The organism is Micromonospora sp. ATCC 39149, assembly GCF_000158815.1.
GTDB lineage: Bacteria > Actinomycetota > Actinomycetes > Mycobacteriales > Micromonosporaceae > Micromonospora.
Map to the genome: position 1 here is coordinate 773,897 of NZ_GG657738.1, position 21,577 is coordinate 795,473.

Sequence of the window (21,577 nt, forward strand, 5' to 3'; positions counted from 1 at the left end):
CGACGCGAGGTTCACCGACCGGTCCCGGCCGACTGCCACGGGCTGAGACGAGCTTTGACGGTTAGGCTGACATGAATTCACTACCGAGTGTCTACTGCGTCACCTGCGGACGACGGGTCGCGGTCAGGGGCGACACCCGCAGGGCGGTGCCGCAGCGGCTGTACTGCTCGGACGCGTGCCGCCAACGCGCGTACCGACAGCGTGTCGCGAGGCGGCGCACCACGCCGACGGCGAGTGCGCCGGCGCTGCCCGACAGCCCGTGGGGATCCGCCGCCATTCCCCGGCAGTTGGGCAAGTTCGTCGGCCGGGACCGGGAGCTGCGGCTACTGGCCAACCTCTCGGCGAACACGCTGCTGACGATCACCGGCCCGCCCGGCGTCGGCAAGAGCCGGCTGGCGCACCACCACGTCCGGCGGATGCGCGAGCTCCAGCGGTTGACCCGTGTCCGGTGGGCCGACCTGGCGCCCGCCGCGCTCGCCGGGGACGGCCAGTCGCACTCGATCACGGAGACGCTGCGCAGCATGGGTGACGGCCACGCCGTGTGGTGCGACGCCAACCGCGAGCACCCGTCCACGCTGGTCGTCGACAACGCCGACGTGGACCTCGACGAGTGCGCCAAGCTCGTGATGCACCTGGTGTCCGCCTGCCCGCAGATGAAGATCCTGATCACCAGCCGGGAACCGCTGCGGGTGCCCGGCGAGGTCGTCTTCGGGCTCAACCCCCTACCGCTGCCACCGGCGACGGAGCATCCCACCATCCGCGACCTTCTGCAGTCCGACGCCATGCAGCTGTTCGTCGAGCGGGCGTCGACCGGCAATCCCGGTTTCACGCTCAGCGAGCACAACGCCCACGCGGTCGCCGAGGTGTGCCGGGAGCTGGACGGTGTGCCCCTGTTCCTGGAACTCGCCGCCTCGCGCGTGGGCATCCTCTCCATCACCGAACTGCTCTCCCGGCTTCGCCAGCCGGTTACCGTGCTGACCTCGGGCAGCCGCACGGCGAGCGTCCGGCACAGCAGCTTCCGGGCCGCGCTGGACGCCAGCTACGACCTCCTCGACGACCAGGAGAGAGCGGTGTTCCGCCAGCTCTCCGTACTGTCCGAGCCGTTCGGGCTGGGGCTGGCCATGGCCGTCTGCGGGTTCGACGAGCGCGGCGAGGCGAACATGATCGAACTGTTGGCCCGGCTCCAGGCCAAGAGCCTTCTCATCGCCTCGACGAACGCGTTCGAGCAGACGGAGTTCCGTCAACTCACCCCGATCCGGCACTACGGCAGCGACCGGTTGGACGCCGCCGGCGAGACCGACGAGGTGTGGGACCGCCTCGCCACCTGGACGACGGCGGCCGCCCGCCAGGTCCTCGACCTGCGACCCGGTTTCGGGCCACCGCCGTCGCCGTCGATCCAGCACTACATCGCCCGGACGGCAGAGTGGGCGATGCGCCGCGACGACCAGCGAACGGTCCCGCTCGCCGCGGCGCTCGTCCGCTACGGCACGGCCCTCGGTCAGAGCGCGCTGGTCCAGCACCTCTCCCACCGGGCGCTGTTGCTGAGCTGCGACGACACCGACCGGGTCCGGCTGCTGACCGAGATGGCGGCGATGCAGCAGGCGACGGGCAACGTGACCGGCGCGGAGTCGTTGTCCCGGCAGGCCGTCCTGATCTCCCGTCGGCTGCCCGACCGCCGTCTGCACCGGCGGGCGCTCGTCGCGCTCGCCGCCAGTGAACGCGCCCTGGGTCACCTCGCCGACGCACAGGCCAACGCGAGACAGGCACTCCAGCTCGCGCAGTCGGGCGAGGATCCGGAGGGAGTCGCCGAGTGCGTGGAGAGCCTCGCCACCACCGCCGCCGTCGCCGGCCGGCTGACCGAGGCCGCCCGGCTGGTCGTCGACCTCACCCGCGTCCTGCGCTCGCTCGACGGGGCTGCCGCCGCCGGGGTCCAGTGCGCGTTGGGCGAGATCGCGCTGCTGCAGGGCGACGTGCACCGCGCCGAACAGCACGCGCTGGACGCGGCACGCGGATTGCGGGACGCCCCGGAGCTGTTCGGCCGGCCGCTGGTCCTGCTGGCGGTGGTGGCGCTGCGCCGCGGCGACCGCCGGCGCACCCTGTACCTGTTGCAGAACGCGCACGCCCTGCGCAACCGTCTCGGCCATCACCACACCAGCCCGCTGGAGTCGCTGGTCGAGACCGAACTGCGCGGCTTCGTCTCCTCGTGCGACCCGGGCGAGGTCGCCCAGGCACGCTCGGCGGCGGACTCCACCTCCACCGACTTCCTCCAGACATACGCCCTGAGCAGCAGCCCGATGGACCAGCCGGTGAGCGAGCCGTCGGCCGACTCGCTCACCCGCCGGCAACTGGTCATCGCCATGCTCGTGGCGGAGGGGTTCACCAACCGCCAGATTGCCAACCGCATCGGCGCTTCCCCCCGTACCGTCGCCGCCGAGCTGGCCCGGATCCGCAGCGCCCTGCACCTGCGGTCCCGGGCCCAGCTCGCCGGCTGGGCGCAGGCCATCCTGCGCTAGTCACCCCAGCCTGGCCCGCAGCTCACGCCGCCCCGAGATCTTCAGCTTCTGGTAGGTGTGGGTGAGGTGCTGCTCGACCGTGCTGACCGTCACGAACAGGTCCCTGGCGATGCTCCGGTTGCTGTGTCCGCTGGCGGCGAGCAACGCCACCTCCCGTTCTGAGCTGGTGAGCTTGCTCAGGTAGGTGGAGTACCGGTCCTCGATGCGGTACCGGGGTGGCTCGGGTTGGCTCGGGTTCTCGGCTCGGCCCTGAGCCATTTCGCGGATGGTCTCCACGAGCCGGGCCTGCTCGACCCCGCGGACCAGGGCGTCGAAGACGAACTCGCGCTCCACCCGGCGGCGTTCGATGTCGGCCCGGTGGCCCGTCGCCGCGGCCCCTGCGGCCTCCATCGCGCGGGTGCGCTGCTCGATCAGATCCACCGCCGCTTCCGGCTCGCCGCCGGAGAGCAGGGCCGCCGCGGCGGCGAGACGCCAGGGAAGGACCCGCTCGCGGTCGATCTTCCAGCTCACCATCAGCCGCCCGCAGCTGGAGAAGTCGGCCAGCGCAGCCTCGGCGCGCCCGATCGACAGGTAGTGGTGGCCGCGCGCGTAGAGATAGTGCAGGCCGTACCGGGATCGGAACATCTGCACCGGAACGTCGTCGCAGAGATAGGTCGCCGCAGCCGAATGCTCCGCCAGTGCGGTGTGCCCGAGCAGCAGCACGGACAGCGGCGCCCCGCCCCGTACGCCCCAGGCGGGCAGCGGCAGCAGCGCCAGGGCCTCCCGGGCCCGCTCGACCGCCTCGGCGTAGTGGCCGGCCCGCAGCGCGACCTCCGCCCGCAGGGCGATGGCGCGGGCCTGCCACACCGGGATCCGCTGGGCCCTGGCCTCCTCGACGAACTTGTTGGTCAACGGGCGAACGGCGTCGAGTTCACCCGCGTACACCAGGGCCGTGGCCGCCGCCAGCAGGGCGGCGGCGCTGTCCTCGCTGAACGGGCACTCGTACAGGCTGTCCTTGGCGGCGTCGACGTACCCGCTCGGCTGGTCCGCCGTGGCCATGCTCCGCAGCAGCGCGCGGGCACCCTCGCGGTGCACGGCGTACGGCGACCGCACGTCACGGTGCCGGCCTACCAGGTCGTCGGCCTGGTTGATGAACACCGGGAAGTCCCCGCACAGCAGCAGCCGGTCCGCCTCCAGCAGGGCCGTCGCCGCGTCGTCCGCGCTGGGTTGCTCGACGGCGCGGGTGAGTTCCGCCAGTGCCTCCTCGACCAGCCCACGGCTGGCGAGCTGCTCGCCCAGCAGCGAGGATCGGCCAACCGACCAGCTACCCTCCCGCCGTAGTACGCCGATCTGGGAGAGGTACTGGTAGCACAGCTCGGGGTCGCTCCCGGCGTACATCCGGGCGAGGCGCTCCAGGATGCGCACGCGCTGACCGCCGTCGGTGGTGCCGCGCAACGCCAGCCGGAGCGCCGCCAGCGCGGTGCCGCGGTCCTCGGCCGCCAGCGCCCGGATGGTGCTGTCCCGGGACAGCAGGTCGACCCAGGTCTGGTCGACGTAGTCGGCGACGACCAGACAGCGGGCGATGTCCGTCGCGGGCGCCTCGACCCGGCGCAGGACCACGGCGGCCCGACGGTTGAGGGCGGCGGCGAGTTCCACCGAGAAGTTGGCCACGATGGCCGACTCGGCGGCGGGGTGGCGGAACCCCCAGCCGTCGACCAGCCCGGCCACCGTCAGGTCGCCGAGGGCATGGTCGACCTCGCGCACCAACATGCCGGTCAGCTCGCCGAGGGTACGCGGCCCCGCGTGGTGGCGCAGGACGGCCAACGCGTTGGCCAGGTTCTGGGCTGCGGGGTCTAGACGGTGGTAGGAGTCGAGGACGGCCTGGCGGTAGCCGACCCCGGGAACGTCGGCGACGCAGAGCGGCGCCCGTTCCAACTCGGCGTCGCGCGCGTAGTCGGCCAACACCCCCTTGAGTAGGGTGACGTTGTTGCCGCAGAGAAGGAGGAGACGCTCGGCGGTCGTCGGATCGACCACGCGACCGGTCTGCGAGGCAGCGAGGCGGACCACGTCGGTGACCGAGACATGCCCGAGGTCGATCCAGTCGCACCGGGTGTGCGCCAGCAGCTCGGCGCGTGCCTCCTGGAAGGACCTGCGGCGCGACGGGCGCGTTCCGATCACCATGACCACAGGACGCTCGCGTGTGGCCAGGGCCAGTTCGAGCACCCTTCGCAGCACCTGCTCGTCCGTGTTCTGGACATCGTCCAGGCAGACCATGCGCGGCCCGCTCCGGTCGACGTCGAGCGAGGCCCCCGGCCCTGTCGGGTCGAGCCGGCGGAAGACGGCGGCGGTGGTCGGCAGACCGGCGCGCCGACCGGCCTCCGCGCAGCGCGCGAGCAGGGCCGTCTTGCCCGCGCCGCCCGCGCCGGACAGCACCACGACGCTGCCGTGTCCTGCCAGTGCCTCCTGTGCGCGGCGCACGATCAAATCCACCACACCGGCTTCGTCCAGACCAACCATGGTTCCTCCCCGTGACCAACGTCGGCAGAAGGAAGCGCTCGGACACCCCACCCGGCAGCGGTTGACAGTTCGTGCTCAGACACTCACCACCACCCGGCAGTTACATCGAATGAGATCGCTCCCCCGGGCTCATCGTGCGCCACAGCTAACGGCAACTTCCACCGCACAGTTATGTCGTAGCAGCCCGTAACGCCTGCAACGTTACGGGCCGAAATCTCTACTTGTCCGCCCTGAGCTGGGGCTCCAGCGGCGGGCGCGGATAGTCCGCAGGGGCAAGCCTGCGGAGCAACCCTGTCGCGACGCCAGATTTCGGGAACAGTTATGAATCGGATTCGGGATCGAAGTTGGACAATGCATTCCCGAAAAGTGGCATCCGGCGCTCCCGAGGCTGGACAGTCCGGCCGACCCGGCGAGCGCCGCCGGACGGCGACGGACGGCGACGGATCACCGGCACGCAACCTCACCGCCACCGGTTGGCGAGGACCAATTGACCCGGCCAGGGTAAGGGCCGCCGCCGGGACGGGGCTGGCCGACCACGCCCGGGACCGGCGTCCGCCCGGCCGGCACCACCTTGAGCTCCACCCGATCACTGTGAGATTCTTGTACGTCGATGACCGGCCGCGCGCGGGGCTGACCGTCGTCCAAGGGCAACCGGCGGCCGGGACAGCCATCCGGGGGACGGCGACGAAACAAGTGCGGCGAGCACACCGATCAGTCCGTCCATGAGTCCCGCCCGCCGCCTCGGCGTACACCCGGTTGCTTCCCGCCGTCACCGGCCCGGGCGAGTCTCTATCGTGGTCAACGAAGGAACTCAGCATGAACCACCCGATCACTTACCGGGCTCAGCGCCCAGCAGCGTCGCACCCGGCACGGGCCGGCCGACGCCGCTGGGCGGCGGTCACGGCGAGCGCGTTGCTCGCCACCGCCGCGCTCTCCGCGATCAACCCCCCGGGCGTCAGCGCGGCCGTCGACCCGGTCGCCGTCACCGTGAACGCGCGGGCGGGGCTGGCGGGCGTGCCGAACACCGCACTGGGCGTCAACCACGCCATCTGGGACACGAACCTGGGCACCAACGAGACGTCAGACCTGCTTCGCGCGGCCGGCGTCCAGATGCTGCGCTACCCCGGCGGCTCGTACGCCGACATCTACCACTGGAAGGACCACACCGCGCCCGGCGGCTACGTGGCCCCGAACACCGACTTCGACACCTTCATGGCCGGGGCGAAGCGGGCCGGCGCCCAGCCGATGATCATCGCGAACTACGGCACCGGCACCCCGGCCGAGGCCGCCGACTGGGTGCGGTACGCCAACGTCACGAAGAAGTACGGCGCGAAGTACTGGACGGTCGGCAACGAGAACTACGGCAACGGCCACTACGGCTCGGGCTGGGAGGCCGACAACCACCCGGACAAGAGCGCGACGTACTACGCGAACCTGGTCGTCGAGTACGCCGACGCGATGAAGGCCGTCGATCCCACCATCAAGGTCGGCGCGGTGCTGACCATGCCGGGGAACTGGCCGGACGGAATCACCGCGGGCACCGACCCGGGCCCGTGGAACCAGGCGGTGCTGTCCATCGCCGGGCCGAAGATCGACTTCGTCGACGTGCACTGGTACCCGGGCGGCACCGCCGCCGAGTCGCTGGAACGCATCGCCCACATCGACGAGGCGGCCTACCTGCTGCGCCAGCAGATCGCCCGGTACGCGGGGCCGAACGCCGCGCGCATCGGTATCAGCCTCACCGAGCTGAACGTCGGCACGGGCCAGAACACCCAGCCGGGCGCGCTGTTCCTCGCCGACGCGTACAGCGAGCTGCTGGAGAACGGGGTCTTCACCGTCCAGTGGTGGAACGTGCACAACGGCATCGGCACGGTCTCCGAGGTAGCCGGCCACACCGACTACGGCGACTACGGCATGCTCTCCAGCGGGACCTGCACCTCCGACGGCTCGGTGTGCGAGCCACCGCTGAACACGCCGTTCGCCCCGTACCACGCGCTGTCCATGATGAACCTGTTCGCCGGGGCCGGCGGCCAGTTCGTCCGGGCCGGCACCAGCGAGGCCCTGGTCACCGCGCACGCCGTGCGCCGGCCCAACGGGGACCTCGCGGTGCTGCTGGTGAACAAGGACCCGGACAACGCCCACCCGGTCGCCATCGACTACGCCGGGTTCGCCCCGTCGGCCGCCGCGCCGACCGTGCACACCCTCACCAATGGCGCCACCGCCGTGGCCACCAGCCAGTCCGGCAACGCGACCAGCCGCACCCTGCCGCCGTACTCGCTGACCACGCTCGTGCTGCGCCCGGCCGGAGTGGTCACCGGCGCGCCGAGCGCGCCCGCGCAGCCCACCGCCACCGACGTCACCGACCGGGGGGCGACGATCATCTGGCCCGCGCTGCCCCCCGCCGCCGGCGAGCCCCTGAAGTACGAGGTGTACCGGCAGAACGGCACGGTCAGCGAGCAGCTCGGCGAGACAACCGGCTCCTCGTTCGCGGTCGGCAACCTCGTGCCGGGCACCCGGTACACGCTCAACGTGCTGGCCCGCGACGGCGCGGGCCGGCTCTCCTGGTCCTCGCCGCCGGTGACCTTCACCACCGCCGGCCCGGCGGACAGCGCGTGCGGAGTGCGCTTCCGCAGCACCAACAACTGGGGCAACGGGTACATCGGCACCGTCGACATCGTCAACAACGGGACCCATCCGATCGACGGCTGGACGCTCACCTTCACCTGGCCGACCACCTGGCAGCGGATGGACAGCGGCTGGAACGCCAACTGGACGCAGACCGGCCGGACCGTCACGGTCACCAACACCGCCGACATCGCCGGCGGCGGGGGCAGCACGAGCGCCGGCTTCGTGGGCGCGTACAGCGGCCCGAACGTCCCACCCGCCGCGTTCACCCTCAACGGCACCCCCTGCGCCGTGCTGTGACGCGGTTGTCGACCCCCCGCGTCGGGACCGGCTGACGGACTCCCGGCCGTCGCCGCCGGCGGAGCCTCCGGGCCCCGCCGGCGGCAGCGGGCACGGCGACAAGACGCCCCTGCCCGGCCGCCACGCCGGTGACCGGAACGACACGAAACGGGGCGGTAAGCGGCGGAAGGGATCGTTAGCCTGGTTCGGTGCCGCTGCGGATCCCCCATCCCGAGCCCGGTGTTCCCGACACGTCGGGGCCGCTGCGGTACGTCTGGTGGCTGATCCGCCGCCAGCCGTGGCGCGTGCTGCGTGGCAGCGTCATCGGGACGCTGTGGATGGTCGGGCTGTCAGTCCGCCCGTACCTGGTCTCCCGCGCCATCGACGACGGGCTCCGCGCGCGCGACGGGCGGGCGTTGCTGTGGTGGGTTGCTGCGATCGTGGCGGCCGGGTCGGGGCTGGCCTGGGCGGGCATCATGCGGCACCGCACGATGACGTTCGTCCGGGAGGACGCTAGCGCCCGCTCCGCGGAGGTGCTGCTGCGCCGCCTCTGCGGGCTCGGTGCGGTGCTCCCCCGCCGGCTGGCCGCCGGTGACGTCGCCACGGTCGGCGGGTACGACATCGTGCGCACCTCGCACGTGCTGACACTGAGCGGCCCCGGGGTGGGCGCCGTCATCGCGTACGGGGTCGTCGCCGTGCTGCTCTGGTCGGTGGCCCCGCCGCTCGCGGCGCTGGTGCTGCTGGGCGTGCCGGCGATCGCGGTGGCGGTCGGCCCGTTGCTGCGTCGGCTGGAGCGGGCGGAGTCGACCTACCGGCAGCAGCAGGGCGAGCTGACCACCCGGGCCGACGACATCGTCGCCGGCCTGCGGGTGCTCGCCGGGGTCGGCGGTCGCCACCTGTTCGCCCGCCGGTACGCGGCCCGCTCCCGCGCCCTGCTGGACGAGGGTTACCGGGTGGGCGCGGTGGCAAGCTGGATCAATGCACTGACGATCGCCGTGCCGGGGCTCTTCCTCGCAGCCGTGGTGTGGCTCGCCGCACGGATGGCGGCGGACGGCGAGATCACCATCGGGCAGATGGTCGCCGTGTACGGGTACACGGCGGTCCTCGTCGTGCCGGTCTGGTTCCTGCTGGAGGGCGGCTACCAGCTCATCCAGGGGCGGGTCGCGGCCCGCCGCATCGTCGGCCTGCTGCGGCTGACCCCCGACCGGGCGGGCGGGCCGGTGACTGCGACCGCGCCGAAGCACCCGGCCGAGCTGTGCGACCCGACCACCGGGCTGGTGGTACCGCCGGGCCGGCTGGTGGGCGTCGCCGCCGACGACCCGGCCGAGGCCGTCGCCCTGGCCGAACGGCTCGGGCGGTACGTCGCCAGCGACGCGACGTGGGGCGGCGTACCGCTGGCCGCGGTCGACCTCGACGAGGTGCGCGCCCGGATCCTCGTCGCCGACCACGACGCGTACCTCTTCGCGGGCACCCTGCGGCAGATCCTGCGCGGCCGGGCGGCGGCCGGCGAGGCCGACCCGGAGGCGACCGGTGCCGCGCGCGCGGCCGGAGACGGCGACGACGACGCGGACGTCCGGGCCGCGCTGCACGCCGCGTCCGCGCAGGACGTCGCCGACGCGCTGCCCAACGGTCTGGACACCCCGATCGGGGCCCGGGCCCGCACGCTCTCCGGCGGCCAGCGACAGCGGGTGCGCCTCGCCCGGGCCCTGCTGGCCGAGCCGGAGGTGCTGATCCTCGTCGACCCGACGTCCGCCGTGGACTCCCACACCGAGGCACGCATCGCGCGTCGCCTACGCGATGCCCGGGCCGGTCGGACCACGGTCGTGCTGGCCACGTCGCCGCTGCTGCTCGGGCACGCCGACGTCGTCGCGCATCTGAACGCCGGCCGGATCGTCGCCACCGGCACCCACGCCGACCTGCTCGACCGGCACCCGGGATACCGCGCGCTGGTGTCCCGGACCGGCGGCTCCGCCGATGGCGACGACGAGAGCGTCGAGGCAGGGCGGGCACGGCGGTGACGAAGCTTCCGGTGGCGGACCGGTCCGCCGTACGTGGGGCCGCCCTCGACCTGGTCGCGCGGGACCGGCGGGCCGTGGCCGTGGTGCTGGCGCTGCACGCCGCCGCCACGATCGCGGGGCTCGGCGGGCCGTGGCTGCTCGGCCGGATCGTGGACGAGGTCTCCGCCGGAGCGGGCGCCGCCGCCGTGGACCGGCTGGCACTGGGCATCGCCGCCTGCGTGCTCGTGCAGGGCCTGCTCTCCCGGTACGCCCAGTACGCCGGGCACCGGTTCGGCGAGCGGACCATGGCCCGGCTGCGCGAGGAGTTCGTCTCCCGGATCCTCGCCCTGCCCGTGTCTGTGGTCGAACGCGCCGGCACCGGCGACCTGGCCACCCGCAGCTCGGTCGACGTGACGACCGTCGGCACCACCATGCGCGACGTCGTGCCGACCGTCGTCATCGCCGGGATGCACCTGATCCTGCTGTTCGCGGCGGTGTTCCTGCTGGACCCGCTGCTCGGTTTCCTCGCGCTGGCCGGGCTGCCGTCGATCTGGGCGGTGACCCGTTGGTACCTACGCCGGGCCGGGCCCGCATACCTCGCCGAGGGGGCCGCGACGGCGGAGCTGACCGAGGCGTTGACCACGACCGCGGAGGGCGCCCGCACGATCGAGGCGCTGCGTCTCGGCGCCGACCGCGTCGCGTACGGCACCCGGCGGATCGCCGGGGTCTGGGCCGCCCGGCGGGCCACGCTCGCGCTGCGGTCGGTGTTCTACCCCGTGGTGGAGGCCAGCTACGCGCTGCCGGTCGCCGCCGTGCTCCTCGTCGGCGGTGTCTTCCTGTCGCGCGGCATGGCCACCCTCGGCGAGGTGGTCGCCGCCGCGCTCTACCTCCAGCAGGCGATCGACCCGATGGACCGGCTGCTGCTGTGGATCGAGCAGGCGCAGCGCGGCATCGCCTCGTTCGCCCGGGTCCTCGGTGTGGGACTGGTGCCGCCGGAGCCGCGCGGCCGGGCGGACGCGCCGCACGGGCGGCGGCTCGTGGTGCGGGGCGCGCGGTTCTCGTACGCCGAGGGCCACGAGGTGCTGCACGGCATCGACCTGACGGTCGAGCCCGGGCAGCGCCTCGCCGTCGTCGGCCCCTCGGGGGCCGGGAAGTCCACTCTGGCCCGGCTGCTCGCCGGGATCGACGCCCCGCAGGCGGGGGTGGTGAGCCTCGGCGGCGTCAGGGTCACCGACCTGGACCCGGCCGAGCGGCGTCGCCGGATCGCGCTGGTCACGCAGGAGCACCACGTCTTCATCGGCTCGCTGCGCGACAACCTCGCCTTCGCCGCCCCGGAGGCCACCGACGAGCGGATGCGCGGCGCGCTGGCCACGGTCGGCGCCGACTGGTACGCCGACCTGCCCGACGGCCTCGACACGCAACTCGGCGACGGCGCCCGGGGCCTGGCCGCCGCCGAGGCCCAGCAGTTGGCGCTGGCCCGGCTCGTGCTGGCCGACCCGGACACGCTCATCCTCGACGAGGCGACCGCCGCGCTGGACCCGACGACCGCCCGGCGCACCGAACGGGCGCTCGCGGCGGTGCTCGCCGGGCGCACCGTCATCGCCATCGCGCACCGGCTCAACACCGCCCACGACGCCGACCGGGTGGCGGTGCTGGAGGACGGTCGGATCACCGAGATCGGCGGTCACGACGAGTTGGTCGCCGCCGGCGGCGTGTACGCGTCGCTCTGGCGCTCCTGGCACGGCTCGTGACACCGACCGGCCCCGCCCCCGGTGACGGAGTGCCGGCCGTGGTGCCGACGCGCTGCGGGAGCCCGTACCGTGCCCGGACAGCGGGACCGCAGGACCGTTCGGCGGTGTACAGCCGACGAGCCGGCGACGAGCATGGCCTTTCGGGCCCGGCGGCCACGCCGGGGCACCACCGATCACCGTCCACGAAGGAGCGCATGTGCACTTACCTCATCCAGTGAGAACGCTGAGCCGACTGCTGGTGCTCGCCCTGGGGGCCACCACGCTGGTCGCTGCGCCGGCCTCTGCGGCGCCGGCGCAGAACTGGGGCCGCCCGCAGCTTCCGCCCACATCCGGCTGGACGGCCGTGCCGGGTCTGGCCCAGGCCCGCTCCGGGCCGGGCGCGGTGGTGTACGGCGGCGACCTGCACCTGTTCGCCCGGGGCACCGGCGACACCGTGCGGGTCGACCGTTACACCCTCGCCACCGACACCTGGTCGGGCTGGGCCACGGTGCCCGGCACCGCCGGCGCGAAATCCGCACCAACCGCCACCGTCTACGGCGGCGACCTGCACCTGTTCACCCAGGGCACCAGCAACACCATCCGCACCAACCGCTACTCGACGTCCACCAACACCTGGTCCGGCTGGACCACCCTGCCCGGCACCGCCGGCGCGAAATCCGCACCAACCGCCACCGTCTACGGCGGCGACCTGCACCTGTTCACCCAGGGCACCAGCAACACCATCCGCACCAACCGCTACTCGACGTCCACCAACACCTGGTCCGGCTGGACCACCCTGCCCGGCACCGCCGGCGCGAAATCCGCACCAACCGCCACCGTCTACGGCGGCGACCTGCACCTGTTCACCCAGGGCACCAGCAACACCATCCGCACCAACCGCTACTCGACGTCCACCAACACCTGGTCCGGCTGGACCACCCTGCCCGGCACCGCCGGCGCGAAATCCGCACCAACCGCCACCGTCTACGGCGGCGACCTGCACCTGTTCACCCAGGGCACCAGCAACACCATCCGCACCAACCGCTACTCGACGTCCACCAACACCTGGTCGGGTTGGGCGGCCCTGCCCGGTCCCGCCGGCGCGCGGTCGGTGCCGGCGGCGGCGGTCTACGGCGGGGAGCTGCGGCTCTTCGTCCGGGGCGCGCAGCACCGAATCCACCAGGCGCTGCTCGGGCTGTAGCCCGTTCGAGCGGCGCACCGGTCCGGGGAGGACGCCGCGGCGTCCTCCCCGGACCACCGTGTGGGGTCAGACGGCGAGCGCGGCGCGTACGGCGGGCTCGGCGGTGGCCCCGCCGTCGCCGGTCGAGGTGACCCGCCCGGACTCCAGCACGTAGTACCGCTGGGCCACCCGCAGCGCGAAGCCGAGGTGCTGCTCCACGAGGAGCACCTGGATCCCGGCGCGAGCGGTCAGCTCGACGACGCGGTCCTGGATCTCGGTGACCACCGAGGGCTGGATGCCCTCGGTGGGCTCGTCGAGCAGCAGCAGCTTCGGCCGGGTGATCAGCGCCCGGGCGATGGCGAGCTGCTGGCGCTGGCCGCCGGAGAGCAGCCCGGCCCGGCGGCGCAGCAGCGGACGCAGCGCCGGGAACAGGTCGAGCGCCTCGGCGGTGGCCGCCGCGCCGTCGCGCCGGCCGTCTGCGACCAGCCGCAGGTTCTCCTCCGCCGTCAGGTGCGGGAAGCACTGCTGCCCCTGCGGCACGTACGCCATGCCCCGGGCGACCCGCTGGTGCGGGGCGAGCCGGGTGACGTCCTCCCCGGCCAGCTCGACGGTGCCGGCGCGGGGCCGCAGCAGGCCCACCGCGACCCGCAGCAGGGTGCTCTTGCCGGCCCCGTTGTGGCCCAGCACGGCAGCGACCCCGTCGGCGGGGACGGCGAGGTCCACGCCGTGCAGCACCAGGCTGCGCCCGTACCCGGCGTGCACGCCGCGCAGTGTCAACATCACGCCTCCGTGGGAGCGTCGACGGGGTGGCCGAGGTAGACCTCCTGCACCCGGGGGTCGGCCTGGACCTGGGCGACGGTGCCCTCGCTGAGCACCCGCCCGGCGTGCAGCACGGTCACGCTGCGGGCGAAGCGGCGCAGGAAGTCCATGTCGTGCTCGATGACCACGACGGTCCGGTCCCGGCTGACGGTCTCCAGCAGGGCGCCGGTGGCGTCCCGCTCGTCGTGGCTCATCCCGGCGACCGGCTCGTCGAGCAGCAGCAGCCGGGCGTCGGAGACCAGCAACATGCCGATCTCCAGCCACTGCTTCTGCCCGTGGGCGAGGGTGCCGGCGAGGTGGTCGGCCCGGCCGGCGAGGCCGATGGTGTCCAGGGCGGCGACGACCTCGTCGGGCATCCGTCGCCGACGGCGGGCCAGCGTCCACCAGCTGCGCCCAGCCCCGGCTGCGATGTCGAGATTCTGCGCGACGGTCAGTTCCTCGAACACAGCGGCGGTCTGGAAGGTGCGGCCCCACGCCGAGCCGGGCGATGCGGTGCACGTCCCGGCCGAGCAGTTCCCGGTCGCCGAAGTGGACCGAGCCGGTGGCCCGGACCAGCCCCGTGACGGCGTCGACGAGGGTGGTCTTGCCGGCGCCGTTGGGCCCGATGAGGAACCGCAGGTCACCGGCGGGCACGTCGAGGTCGACGCCGTCGACGGCGGTGAAACCGTCGAAGCTGACCCGCAGGTCCCGCACGCGCAGGCCGTCGCTCTGTCCGCCGGTCATGCCGCCGGCACCTCCGTCCGGGTCCGGCCCCGCCCGGAGGGCAGGACCCGCCGCCACCGCGGCGGCCGGTCGGGCTCCGCGCGCCGGTTGCGGGCCAACGCCCACAGCGACGCCAGGCCGCCGGGGAGGAAGGCGACCACCAGCACGAACAGCAGCCCCTGTAGGTACGTCCAGGTGCCCGGGAACCGCTCGGACAGCGCGGTACGGGCCCAGGCGACCGCGACCGCGCCGAGCACCGGCCCAAGCAGGGTGGCCCGGCCGCCGACGGCCACGCCGATGACGAACTCGATGGACGGCACGATGCCGATCAGGGCGGGCGAGATGATGCCCACGGCCGGCACGAACAGCGCACCGGCCAGCCCGGCCATCCCGGCGGCCACCACGTACGCGACGACCTTGACGGTGGCCGGGTCGTACCCGAGGAACCGGACCCGCTCCTCGCCGTCGCGGACGGCCACCAGCAGTTCGCCGTAGCGGCTGCGGATGAGCTGGCGGGCCCCCGCGAGCAGCGCCAGCAGGGCGGCGGCGATCAGTAAGTAGACGGTGCGCTGGTTGACCGGGTCGTCCAGGTCGTAGCCGAAGAAGCCCTGGATGTCGGTCAGGCCGTTGGTGCCGCCGGTGGTGCCCTGCTGGCCGACCAGCAGGATCACCATCGCGGCGGCCAGGGCCTGGCTGAGGATGGCGAAGTAGGCACCCCGCACGCGGCGGCGGAACACCAGCGAGCCGAGCCCGAAGGCGACGGCCATGGGCAGCAGCACTGTGGCGGGCAGGGCGAACCAGGGGCTGGCGAAGGGCCGCCACCACCACGGCAGCTCGTCGAGCTGCCCGTACAGCTGCATGAAGTCGGGCAGCGCGCCGGGGCCCGCGTCGGCGAGCTTGAGGTGCATGGCCATCGCGTAGCCGCCGAGGCCGAAGAAGACGCCCTGGCCGAGGGTGAGCATCCCGCCGCGTCCCCAGGCGATGCCGATGCCGACGGCGACCATCGCCACGCAGAGGTACTTGGCCAGCAGTGCCAGCCGGAAGTCCGACAGCACCAGCGGGGCCACGCCGAACAGCAGCGCCGCGCCGGCCGCGAAGCCGAGCGCCGTGCGGGCCCGCCCGCCGGTACGGCGGGGCGCGGGCGGCTGCGGCGGGGCGGCGGGCTCGTCGGTGGCATTGGTCGCGCCGGTCACGGTGGTCATGCCAGACTCCTGGTACGCAGGGTGAACAGGCCCTGTGGCCGCCACTGGAGGAACGCGACGATCGCCACGAAGACGATCACCTTGGCGACGCTGAGGGTAGTGAGGTACTCACCGGTGGCCTGGAGCACGCCGAGGGCGAAGGCGACGATCACGCTGCCCTTGAGCTGGCCGATCCCGCCGACCACGACCACCAGGAAGGCGTCGATGATGAGGTTGGTGCCCATCGTCGGGCCGATCGGCCCGAGCAGGGTCAGCGCGACCCCGGCGACGCCGGCCAGCCCGGAGCCGACGAAGAACGTGGTCCGGTCGACCCGGGCGGTGGCGATGCCGGAGACGGCGGCGAGGTCGCGGTTCTGCACCACGGCGCGGATGCGGCGGCCCAGCGGGGTGAGCCGCAGCGCGAGGGTCAGCGCCACCACGGCCGCCACGGCGAGGCCGAGGATGAACAGCCGGTTGTTGGCCACGGTGATCCCGCCGGGAAGCGACACGTTGCCGGTGAGCAGCGCGGGCGCGCGGGTCTGCACGTTGGGGCTGCCGAAGACGTCCCGGGCCGCCTGCTGGAGCATCAGCGACACGCCCCAGGTGACGAGCAGGGTGTCCAGGGGCCGGGCGTAGAGGCGGCGGATGAGCAGCACCTCCAGCAGCACCCCGAGCGCGCCGGCCACCGCGAAGGCGACGGGCAGGGCGACCAGCAGCGACCAGCCGGCCGAGGTGATCGTCTGCTGGAGCACGTAGGTGGTGTAGGCGCCGGCCATGATGAACTCGCCGTGGGCCATGTTGATGACGTTCATCTGGCCGAAGGTCAGCGCGAGCCCTAGCGCGACGAGCAGCAGGACCGCGCCGATGCTGACGCCGGTGAAGAGCTGTCCGAAGAGGACTGTCACGGTAGCTCCGAGAAGGGTGGGGCCCGGGCGGCGGCGGGGCCGCCCGGGCCGGTTGGTCAGCTCAGGCCGGTCGCCCAGGGGTAGCTCTTGAGGTACGGGTCCGGCTTGATCGGCTGGCCGGAGTTCCACACCTCGGTGATCAGCCCGTCCGCGCCGACCTTGCCGATCCGGGCGGTCTTGGCGATGTGCTGGGTCGGGCCGTCCACGGTGACCAGGCCCTCGGGGGCCTCGTAGGTGATGCCGTCGGCGGCGGCACGGACCTTCTCCACCTCGAAGGAGCCGGCCTTGGTGACCATCGCCTTCCACAGGTACACGGCGACGTACGCGGCCTCCATCGGGTCGCTGGTGGGCTTGTCCGCGCCGTACTTCGCCTTGTACGCGGCGACGAACTTCGCGTTCACCCCGCCCGGGGTGGTCTGGTAGTAGTTCCAGGCCGTGAGCTGGTCCTTGAGGTACTGGGTGCCGATGCCCTTGACCTCCTCCTCGGCGATCGACACGGACACCACGGGCATGCTTGCGGCGTTGAGCCCGGCGGAGGTGTACTCCTTGAAGAACGCCACGTTGCTGTCGCCGTTGAGCGTGTTGAACACCGCGTCGGCCTTCGCCGACTTCACCTTGTTGACGATGGTGCCGAACTCGGTGGAGCCGAGCGGGGCGTAGTCCTCGCCCAAAACGGTCATCCCGTTGGCCTTCGCGTACGCCTTGATGATTTTGTTGGCCGTCCGGGGGAAGACGTAGTCGCTGCCCACGAGGTAGACCGACTTCTTGCCCTGCGCCTTGAGATAGTCCAGGCCGGGAACGATCTGCTGGTTGGTCGTCGCGCCTGTGTAGAAGATGTACGGCGACTGTTCCAGGCCCTCGTACTGAACCGGGTAGAACAGCAGCGCCTTGTTCTTCTCGAACACCGGCTTGACGGCCTTGCGGCTGGCGGAGGTCCAGCAGCCGAAGACGGCGGCGACGCGGTCCTCGGAGATGAGCTTCTCGGCCTTCTCGGCGAAGGTCGGCCAGTCCGAGGCGCCGTCCTCGCCGACCGGAACGATCTTCTTGCCGAGGACACCCCCGGCCGCGTTGATCTCCTCCACGGCCAGCATGATCGAGTCGCGGACGGTGACCTCGCTGATGGCCATCGTGCCGGAGAGCGAATTGAGCAGGCCAACCTTGACGGTGTCGCCCGAGACGTCGGCGCTGACGCCCGTGCCGGACGTGTTGTCGGAGGTCTTGCTGCCGCACGCGGCCAGCGCGGACGCGGCGATGAGGGCCATGGCGCCGGCCAGGATACGGCGGCCCCGAAACAGTGACATGCAATCTCCCCTGCGGTATGCGTGGAGCGACGACCACCGGCCCTGCCGGGCCGGGCTGCATTGCCATTGGTGATTTGTTGAGCGGTGCGGTCACAGGTGTCGCATCGGGCGGTAAGGCCGGCCGGCGGGTGGGACGCCGGCCGATCATCCGCATGGACTTCGGCAGGGCAAAGCCTCAACTCAATTCATTGCAGCCACGTTTCCCAGCCTTTAATTGCCTGTTTCCCGAGCGGCCTGGACGGCCCGGGTCAGCGGGGCGAACACGAAAAGCCGCCGCCATTTCCGGAGCGTTCACGGAAACGACGGCGGCTTACACCGAGAATACGACAGAACGGTCGCCGGCGCGCCGGGACGCCATTTCGGCGAGACGTTCGGCGGGCCAGTTACTTCCTGCGTGAAGGAATTTTAGCGGGGTCCCCCGGCCGGCTGTCAAGCGCGCCTACAGCTCGGCCAGCACCGCGAAGTCGAGCCCGTCGGCCTCGGCCAGATAAATCCGCTGGCGCACGTGCCGACGCCGCAACCGCAGCTCGCCCCGCGGCCCCTGGTACGACACCGCGTCGGCGGCGGCCCCGATCGCCCGCACGTCCAGGGTCCGGGCCCGCGCGATCAGCGCCGCCAGCAGCATCACACCCTCGTAGCAGGATTCACCCAGGCTGCCCAGCGGCGGCGCCTCCATGCCGAACCGGCGGGCGTACGCGCCGTGGAAGTCGAGGTTCTCCCGGGTGACCAGGCCGGCGAAGAACCCGGCCGTGCTGTACAGCCGACGGGTCGCGCCCGCACCGCTGGCCAGTAGCATGTTCTCGTCCATCAGGGTGCTCAGCCGCAGGCAGCGCTGGTCCAGGCCGCTGCGGGCGAACGCCCGGTTGAACCGGACCGCGTCCGCGCCGACCAGCAGCATCAGCACCCCGTCGGCCTCGGACTGCTCGACGGCACGCAGGACGGGACCGAAGTCGTGGGCGTCCAGCGGCAGGAACCACTGCCCGCACACCCGCGCCCCGCTGCGCAGCGCGTACCGCTGGGCGGCGCGGGCCGTGCGGCGAGGCCAGACGTAGTCGTTGCCCACCACGTACCAGCGGCGCACGCCCTGCTCGCGGGCCAGCAGCCGCATCGCCGGCCAGAGCTGCGCGTCGGGCGTCTCGCTGGTCAGGAAGACCCCCTCGGTGCGCTCGCCGCCCTCGTAGAGCGCCGTGTAGACGTACGGCACCCGGTGGGCGACGCGCGGCGCCACCGCCTGCCGCACCGAGGAGATGTGCCAGCCGGTGACCCCCTGCACCGCGCCGGTCGACACCAGCGCCTCCACCTCGGCGGCCACCTCGGCCGGGTGGGTACCGCCGTCGACGGGCACCAGCCGCAGCTCGCGGCCGAGCACCCCGCCGTCGCGATTGATCTCCTCCACCGCCAGCTGGGCGCAGAGCTCGCAGGTTGGGCCGAACATCCCGGCGGGCCCCCGCATGGGGTAGACCAGCGCGACGCTGACCACCGACTGGTCCACGGTGAGCCAGGGCGCGGGGACGTCGAGCGTCTGCCCCGGCTGAGGATGCGGCGCACCAGCCGGACGCCCTGCCGGCACGGACATGACGACATGATTGCCGCCGGCCGGTGCCCACACCAGACCCGGTCACGATGCGGGACCTTTTCGGTACGATGGCAGCCCCACCGAACGGGGGAGGGTCATGTCCGAGGTGCCCGCGACGCCCGTCGACCTGCTGCGTGCGCTGACCCGTGCCGAGCGGCTGCTCGCGCGGCGCGTCGGCGCGGTCCTGGCCACCGAGGGCCTCTCCGTGGAGGCGTGGCGGGTGCTGTGCCTGCTCGCCGACGGGCAGGGGCACCCGATGAGCGAGGTCGCCACCGAGGAGTCCCTGCCGCCGGGGACACTGACCAAGCTGATCGACCAGCTCGTCGACCAGAACCTGGTCTACCGGCGGATCGACCCGCAGGACCGGCGGCGCATCCGCGCGTACCTGACCGCCCGGGGCCGGCGCGAACAGGAACGCCTCGACGCCCTGGTCCGGGCGGACCTGGGCGTCCTCACCACCGAAGACGACGCCCTGGCCGGGGCGCTGTCCGCGCTGGTCGACCGGCTGGGCTCCGGCCGCCGCCCGGTAGACGCGGCGGCCGGGGCCCGCGTCCGCGTCGCGGCCCGCTGACGCCCGCAGGCAGCGCGGCACCCCGCGACCCGCTCAGGCCGGTGTGAGCCGTTCCCGCAGGGTGTGCGCGTCGGCGGCAGTGGCGGTGATCAGCGTCGCCGGGCCACCGGCCAGCGGCAGCCAGGCCACCGCCCCCCCGTCGTCGCCGGTCACCGGCCGCGCCCCGGGCCCGGCCGGGCCGTCCGGCTCCACCAGCAGCAGCGACCCGGTCGCCGGGGCGCCGCCGAGCACGGCGGGCCCCGCCCAGCCGGCTGCGGACGGGCCGACCGCCATCGACTGGCGCAGCAGCGGCCGGCCGGCGTGGTCGACCGAGGTCCGTACGACGGCGTCGCCCGGCGACTCGCCGTACCGCCCGCAGATCAGCTCGTCCCGCCAGGTCAGCCGGGCCCCGGCGGCCAGCTCGACCCACGACTCGGCGACGTGGTCGCAGCCGGCCGCCGCGACGAGCTGCTCCGGCACCCAGTGCAGCGTGGCCCCGGCGTGCACCACGGCGTGCACCCGCATCCGCGACACCGCGGCGGGCCGGCCCGGCAGCGCCACCGAGGCGGCGACGCTGCCGACGCGCAACGCCGCGCCGGGGCCCACCTCCACCTCCAGCAGCAGGTCGTCGCCGCCGAGCGGCCCGGCCGCGCCACCCACGACGTACACCGTGGCGACCCCGCCCTCGGCGGCGGTCGACCGCAGCAGCAACGGCGACTCGCCGCGCAGCTCCGCGACGCGGGTCCCGCCGCGACCGTCGGCCCGTGCCACCACCCGGGCCCGCGCGCGCATCAGCCGACGGCCACGGCGGACCGGTGGTGGGCCAGTTCGTGCCGGATCCACCCGGCCACCCGCGTCGCCTCCGGGTCGCCCACGATGGACAGGAAGACCGTCGGCAGGTCGCCCCGGCGGGCCCGGGCGTCGCGGTCCATCACGTCGAGGTCCGCGCCGACCATCGGCGCCAGGTCGGTCTTGTTGATCACCAGGAGGTCGGCGGCGGTGACCCCGGGCCCGCCCTTGCGCGGCACCTTGTCGCCGCCGGCCACGTCGACCACGAAGATCTGCCGGTCGACCAGGCCCCGGCTGAACGTGGCGGTCAGGTTGTCCCCGCCGCTCTCCACGAGCACCAGGTCCAGCGGGCCGACCGCCTCGACCAGTTCGTCGATCGCGTCGAGGTTCGCCCCGATGTCGTCGCGGATCGCCGTGTGCGGGCAGCAGCCCGTCTCCACCGCCCGGATCCGGGTCGGGTCGAGCACCCCGGCCCGGCGCAGGAAGTCCGCGTCCTCGGTGGTGTAGATGTCGTTGGTGACCACGCCGAGCCGCAGCTCGGTGGCGAAGGCCCGGCACAGCGCGGCGACCAGGGCGGTCTTGCCCGAGCCGACCGGCCCGCCGATGCCGACGCGCAGTGGCCGGGCGACCGGCGGCAGCGGGGCGTGCGGGTCGACCCCCGGCTCCGGATGGGTGTGGGGGACGTCCTCGTCGTGCGACGAGGTCACGGGAATGGATTCAGGACGCAAAGAGACGCACCTCCCAGGTGGTGTGGACTTCGGCATGGATGTCACTGAGGGGGGCCGAGGCGGCCGGCAGCCACTGCGGCGGTGCCCCGGCGGCGGCCACCGCCCGCGCCGCCGTGGCGTCGACGTCGGCCGTCAGGGCGGCGAGCAGCCCGTGCACCCGGTACGGGTCGAGGCCGAGCAGCCGCACCGCCGCGCTGGCCGGGCCG

At 73.2% G+C, this 21,577-nt stretch carries 15 protein-coding genes and 2 pseudogenes; 6 read left to right on the top strand and 11 right to left on the bottom strand.

The window, feature by feature from the left end:
• Positions 1-71: 71 nt before the first annotated feature.
• Complete coding sequence (locus MCAG_RS03075) at positions 72-2,513, top strand: LuxR C-terminal-related transcriptional regulator (protein ID WP_007071517.1); 2,442 nt, start codon at positions 72-74, stop codon at positions 2,511-2,513.
• Here MCAG_RS03075 and MCAG_RS03080 read toward each other — a convergent pair whose 3' ends face one another.
• The gene (locus MCAG_RS03080; RefSeq protein ID WP_036372104.1) at positions 2,514-5,009 is read right to left on the bottom strand and encodes a helix-turn-helix transcriptional regulator; all 2,496 of its coding nucleotides are present in this window, start codon (positions 5,007-5,009) and stop codon (positions 2,514-2,516) included.
• Between the two features lie 816 nt (positions 5,010-5,825).
• Here MCAG_RS03080 and MCAG_RS03085 point away from each other — a divergent pair.
• The 4 genes from MCAG_RS03085 to MCAG_RS03100 all read left to right on the top strand — a co-directional run bounded on the left by MCAG_RS03085 (position 5,826) and on the right by MCAG_RS03100 (position 12,841).
• Positions 5,826-7,934: a cellulose binding domain-containing protein gene (locus tag MCAG_RS03085; protein WP_007071519.1), complete on the top strand. Its 2,109-nt coding sequence runs from the start codon at positions 5,826-5,828 to the stop codon at positions 7,932-7,934.
• Between the two features lie 284 nt (positions 7,935-8,218).
• Positions 8,219-9,931, top strand: coding sequence for an ABC transporter ATP-binding protein (locus tag MCAG_RS03090; RefSeq protein WP_198141707.1), 1,713 nt, complete (start codon positions 8,219-8,221; stop codon positions 9,929-9,931).
• Complete coding sequence (locus tag MCAG_RS03095) at positions 9,928-11,661, top strand: ABC transporter ATP-binding protein (protein ID WP_007071521.1); 1,734 nt, start codon at positions 9,928-9,930, stop codon at positions 11,659-11,661. The genes MCAG_RS03090 and MCAG_RS03095 overlap by 4 nt, the downstream gene beginning before the upstream one ends.
• Positions 11,662-11,875: 214 nt before the next feature.
• A complete protein-coding gene (locus tag MCAG_RS03100; RefSeq protein WP_036372107.1) occupies positions 11,876-12,841 on the top strand; it encodes a hypothetical protein in 966 nt (321 codons plus the stop codon).
• Positions 12,842-12,907: 66 nt separating this feature from the next.
• Here MCAG_RS03100 and urtE read toward each other — a convergent pair whose 3' ends face one another.
• The 7 genes and pseudogenes from urtE to MCAG_RS03130 form a co-directional block, all read right to left on the bottom strand.
• Entirely contained in the window at positions 12,908-13,600 is a 693-nt protein-coding gene (gene urtE / locus MCAG_RS03105; RefSeq protein WP_007071523.1) for an urea ABC transporter ATP-binding subunit UrtE, read from the bottom strand.
• Complete coding sequence (locus MCAG_RS35580; protein WP_255348974.1) at positions 13,600-14,085, bottom strand: ATP-binding cassette domain-containing protein; 486 nt, start codon at positions 14,083-14,085, stop codon at positions 13,600-13,602. Before MCAG_RS35580 ends, urtE begins: the two co-directional genes overlap by 1 nt.
• Before the next feature lie 112 nt (positions 14,086-14,197).
• Positions 14,198-14,362 (bottom strand): annotated as a pseudogene (locus MCAG_RS35585) (ATP-binding cassette domain-containing protein); the annotation flags it as partial.
• Positions 14,359-15,543, bottom strand: a complete 1,185-nt coding sequence (urtC, locus tag MCAG_RS03115) for an urea ABC transporter permease subunit UrtC (protein ID WP_007071525.1) — start codon at positions 15,541-15,543, stop codon at positions 14,359-14,361. The pseudogene MCAG_RS35585 and the gene urtC, both read right to left, overlap by 4 nt.
• Entirely contained in the window at positions 15,540-16,427 is an 888-nt protein-coding gene (urtB, locus tag MCAG_RS03120; RefSeq protein ID WP_007071526.1) for an urea ABC transporter permease subunit UrtB, read from the bottom strand. The genes urtC and urtB overlap by 4 nt, the downstream gene beginning before the upstream one ends.
• Before the next feature lie 56 nt (positions 16,428-16,483).
• Positions 16,484-17,728, bottom strand: coding sequence for an urea ABC transporter substrate-binding protein (urtA, locus tag MCAG_RS03125; RefSeq protein ID WP_007071527.1), 1,245 nt, complete (start codon positions 17,726-17,728; stop codon positions 16,484-16,486).
• 439 nt (positions 17,729-18,167) lie between these two features.
• Positions 18,168-19,304, bottom strand: coding sequence for a substrate-binding domain-containing protein (locus MCAG_RS03130; protein ID WP_050777840.1), 1,137 nt, complete (start codon positions 19,302-19,304; stop codon positions 18,168-18,170).
• Positions 19,305-19,401: 97 nt separating this feature from the next.
• Between MCAG_RS03130 and MCAG_RS03135 the strand changes: the two genes are divergently transcribed.
• On the top strand, positions 19,402-19,875 hold the full coding sequence (locus MCAG_RS03135) for a MarR family winged helix-turn-helix transcriptional regulator (RefSeq protein WP_036372113.1): 474 nt from the start codon (positions 19,402-19,404) through the stop codon (positions 19,873-19,875).
• A 33-nt stretch (positions 19,876-19,908) separates the two neighbouring features.
• Here MCAG_RS03135 and MCAG_RS03140 read toward each other — a convergent pair whose 3' ends face one another.
• From MCAG_RS03140 to MCAG_RS03150, 3 genes and pseudogenes are all read right to left on the bottom strand, one after another.
• Positions 19,909-20,646 (bottom strand): urease accessory protein UreD, encoded by a 738-nt coding sequence (locus tag MCAG_RS03140; protein WP_036372116.1) that lies wholly within the window; start codon positions 20,644-20,646, stop codon positions 19,909-19,911.
• Complete coding sequence (ureG, locus tag MCAG_RS03145) at positions 20,646-21,371, bottom strand: urease accessory protein UreG (RefSeq protein WP_007071531.1); 726 nt, start codon at positions 21,369-21,371, stop codon at positions 20,646-20,648. Before ureG ends, MCAG_RS03140 begins: the two co-directional genes overlap by 1 nt.
• Positions 21,361-21,577 (bottom strand): annotated as a pseudogene (locus tag MCAG_RS03150) (urease accessory protein UreF); the annotation flags it as partial. The gene ureG and the pseudogene MCAG_RS03150, both read right to left, overlap by 11 nt.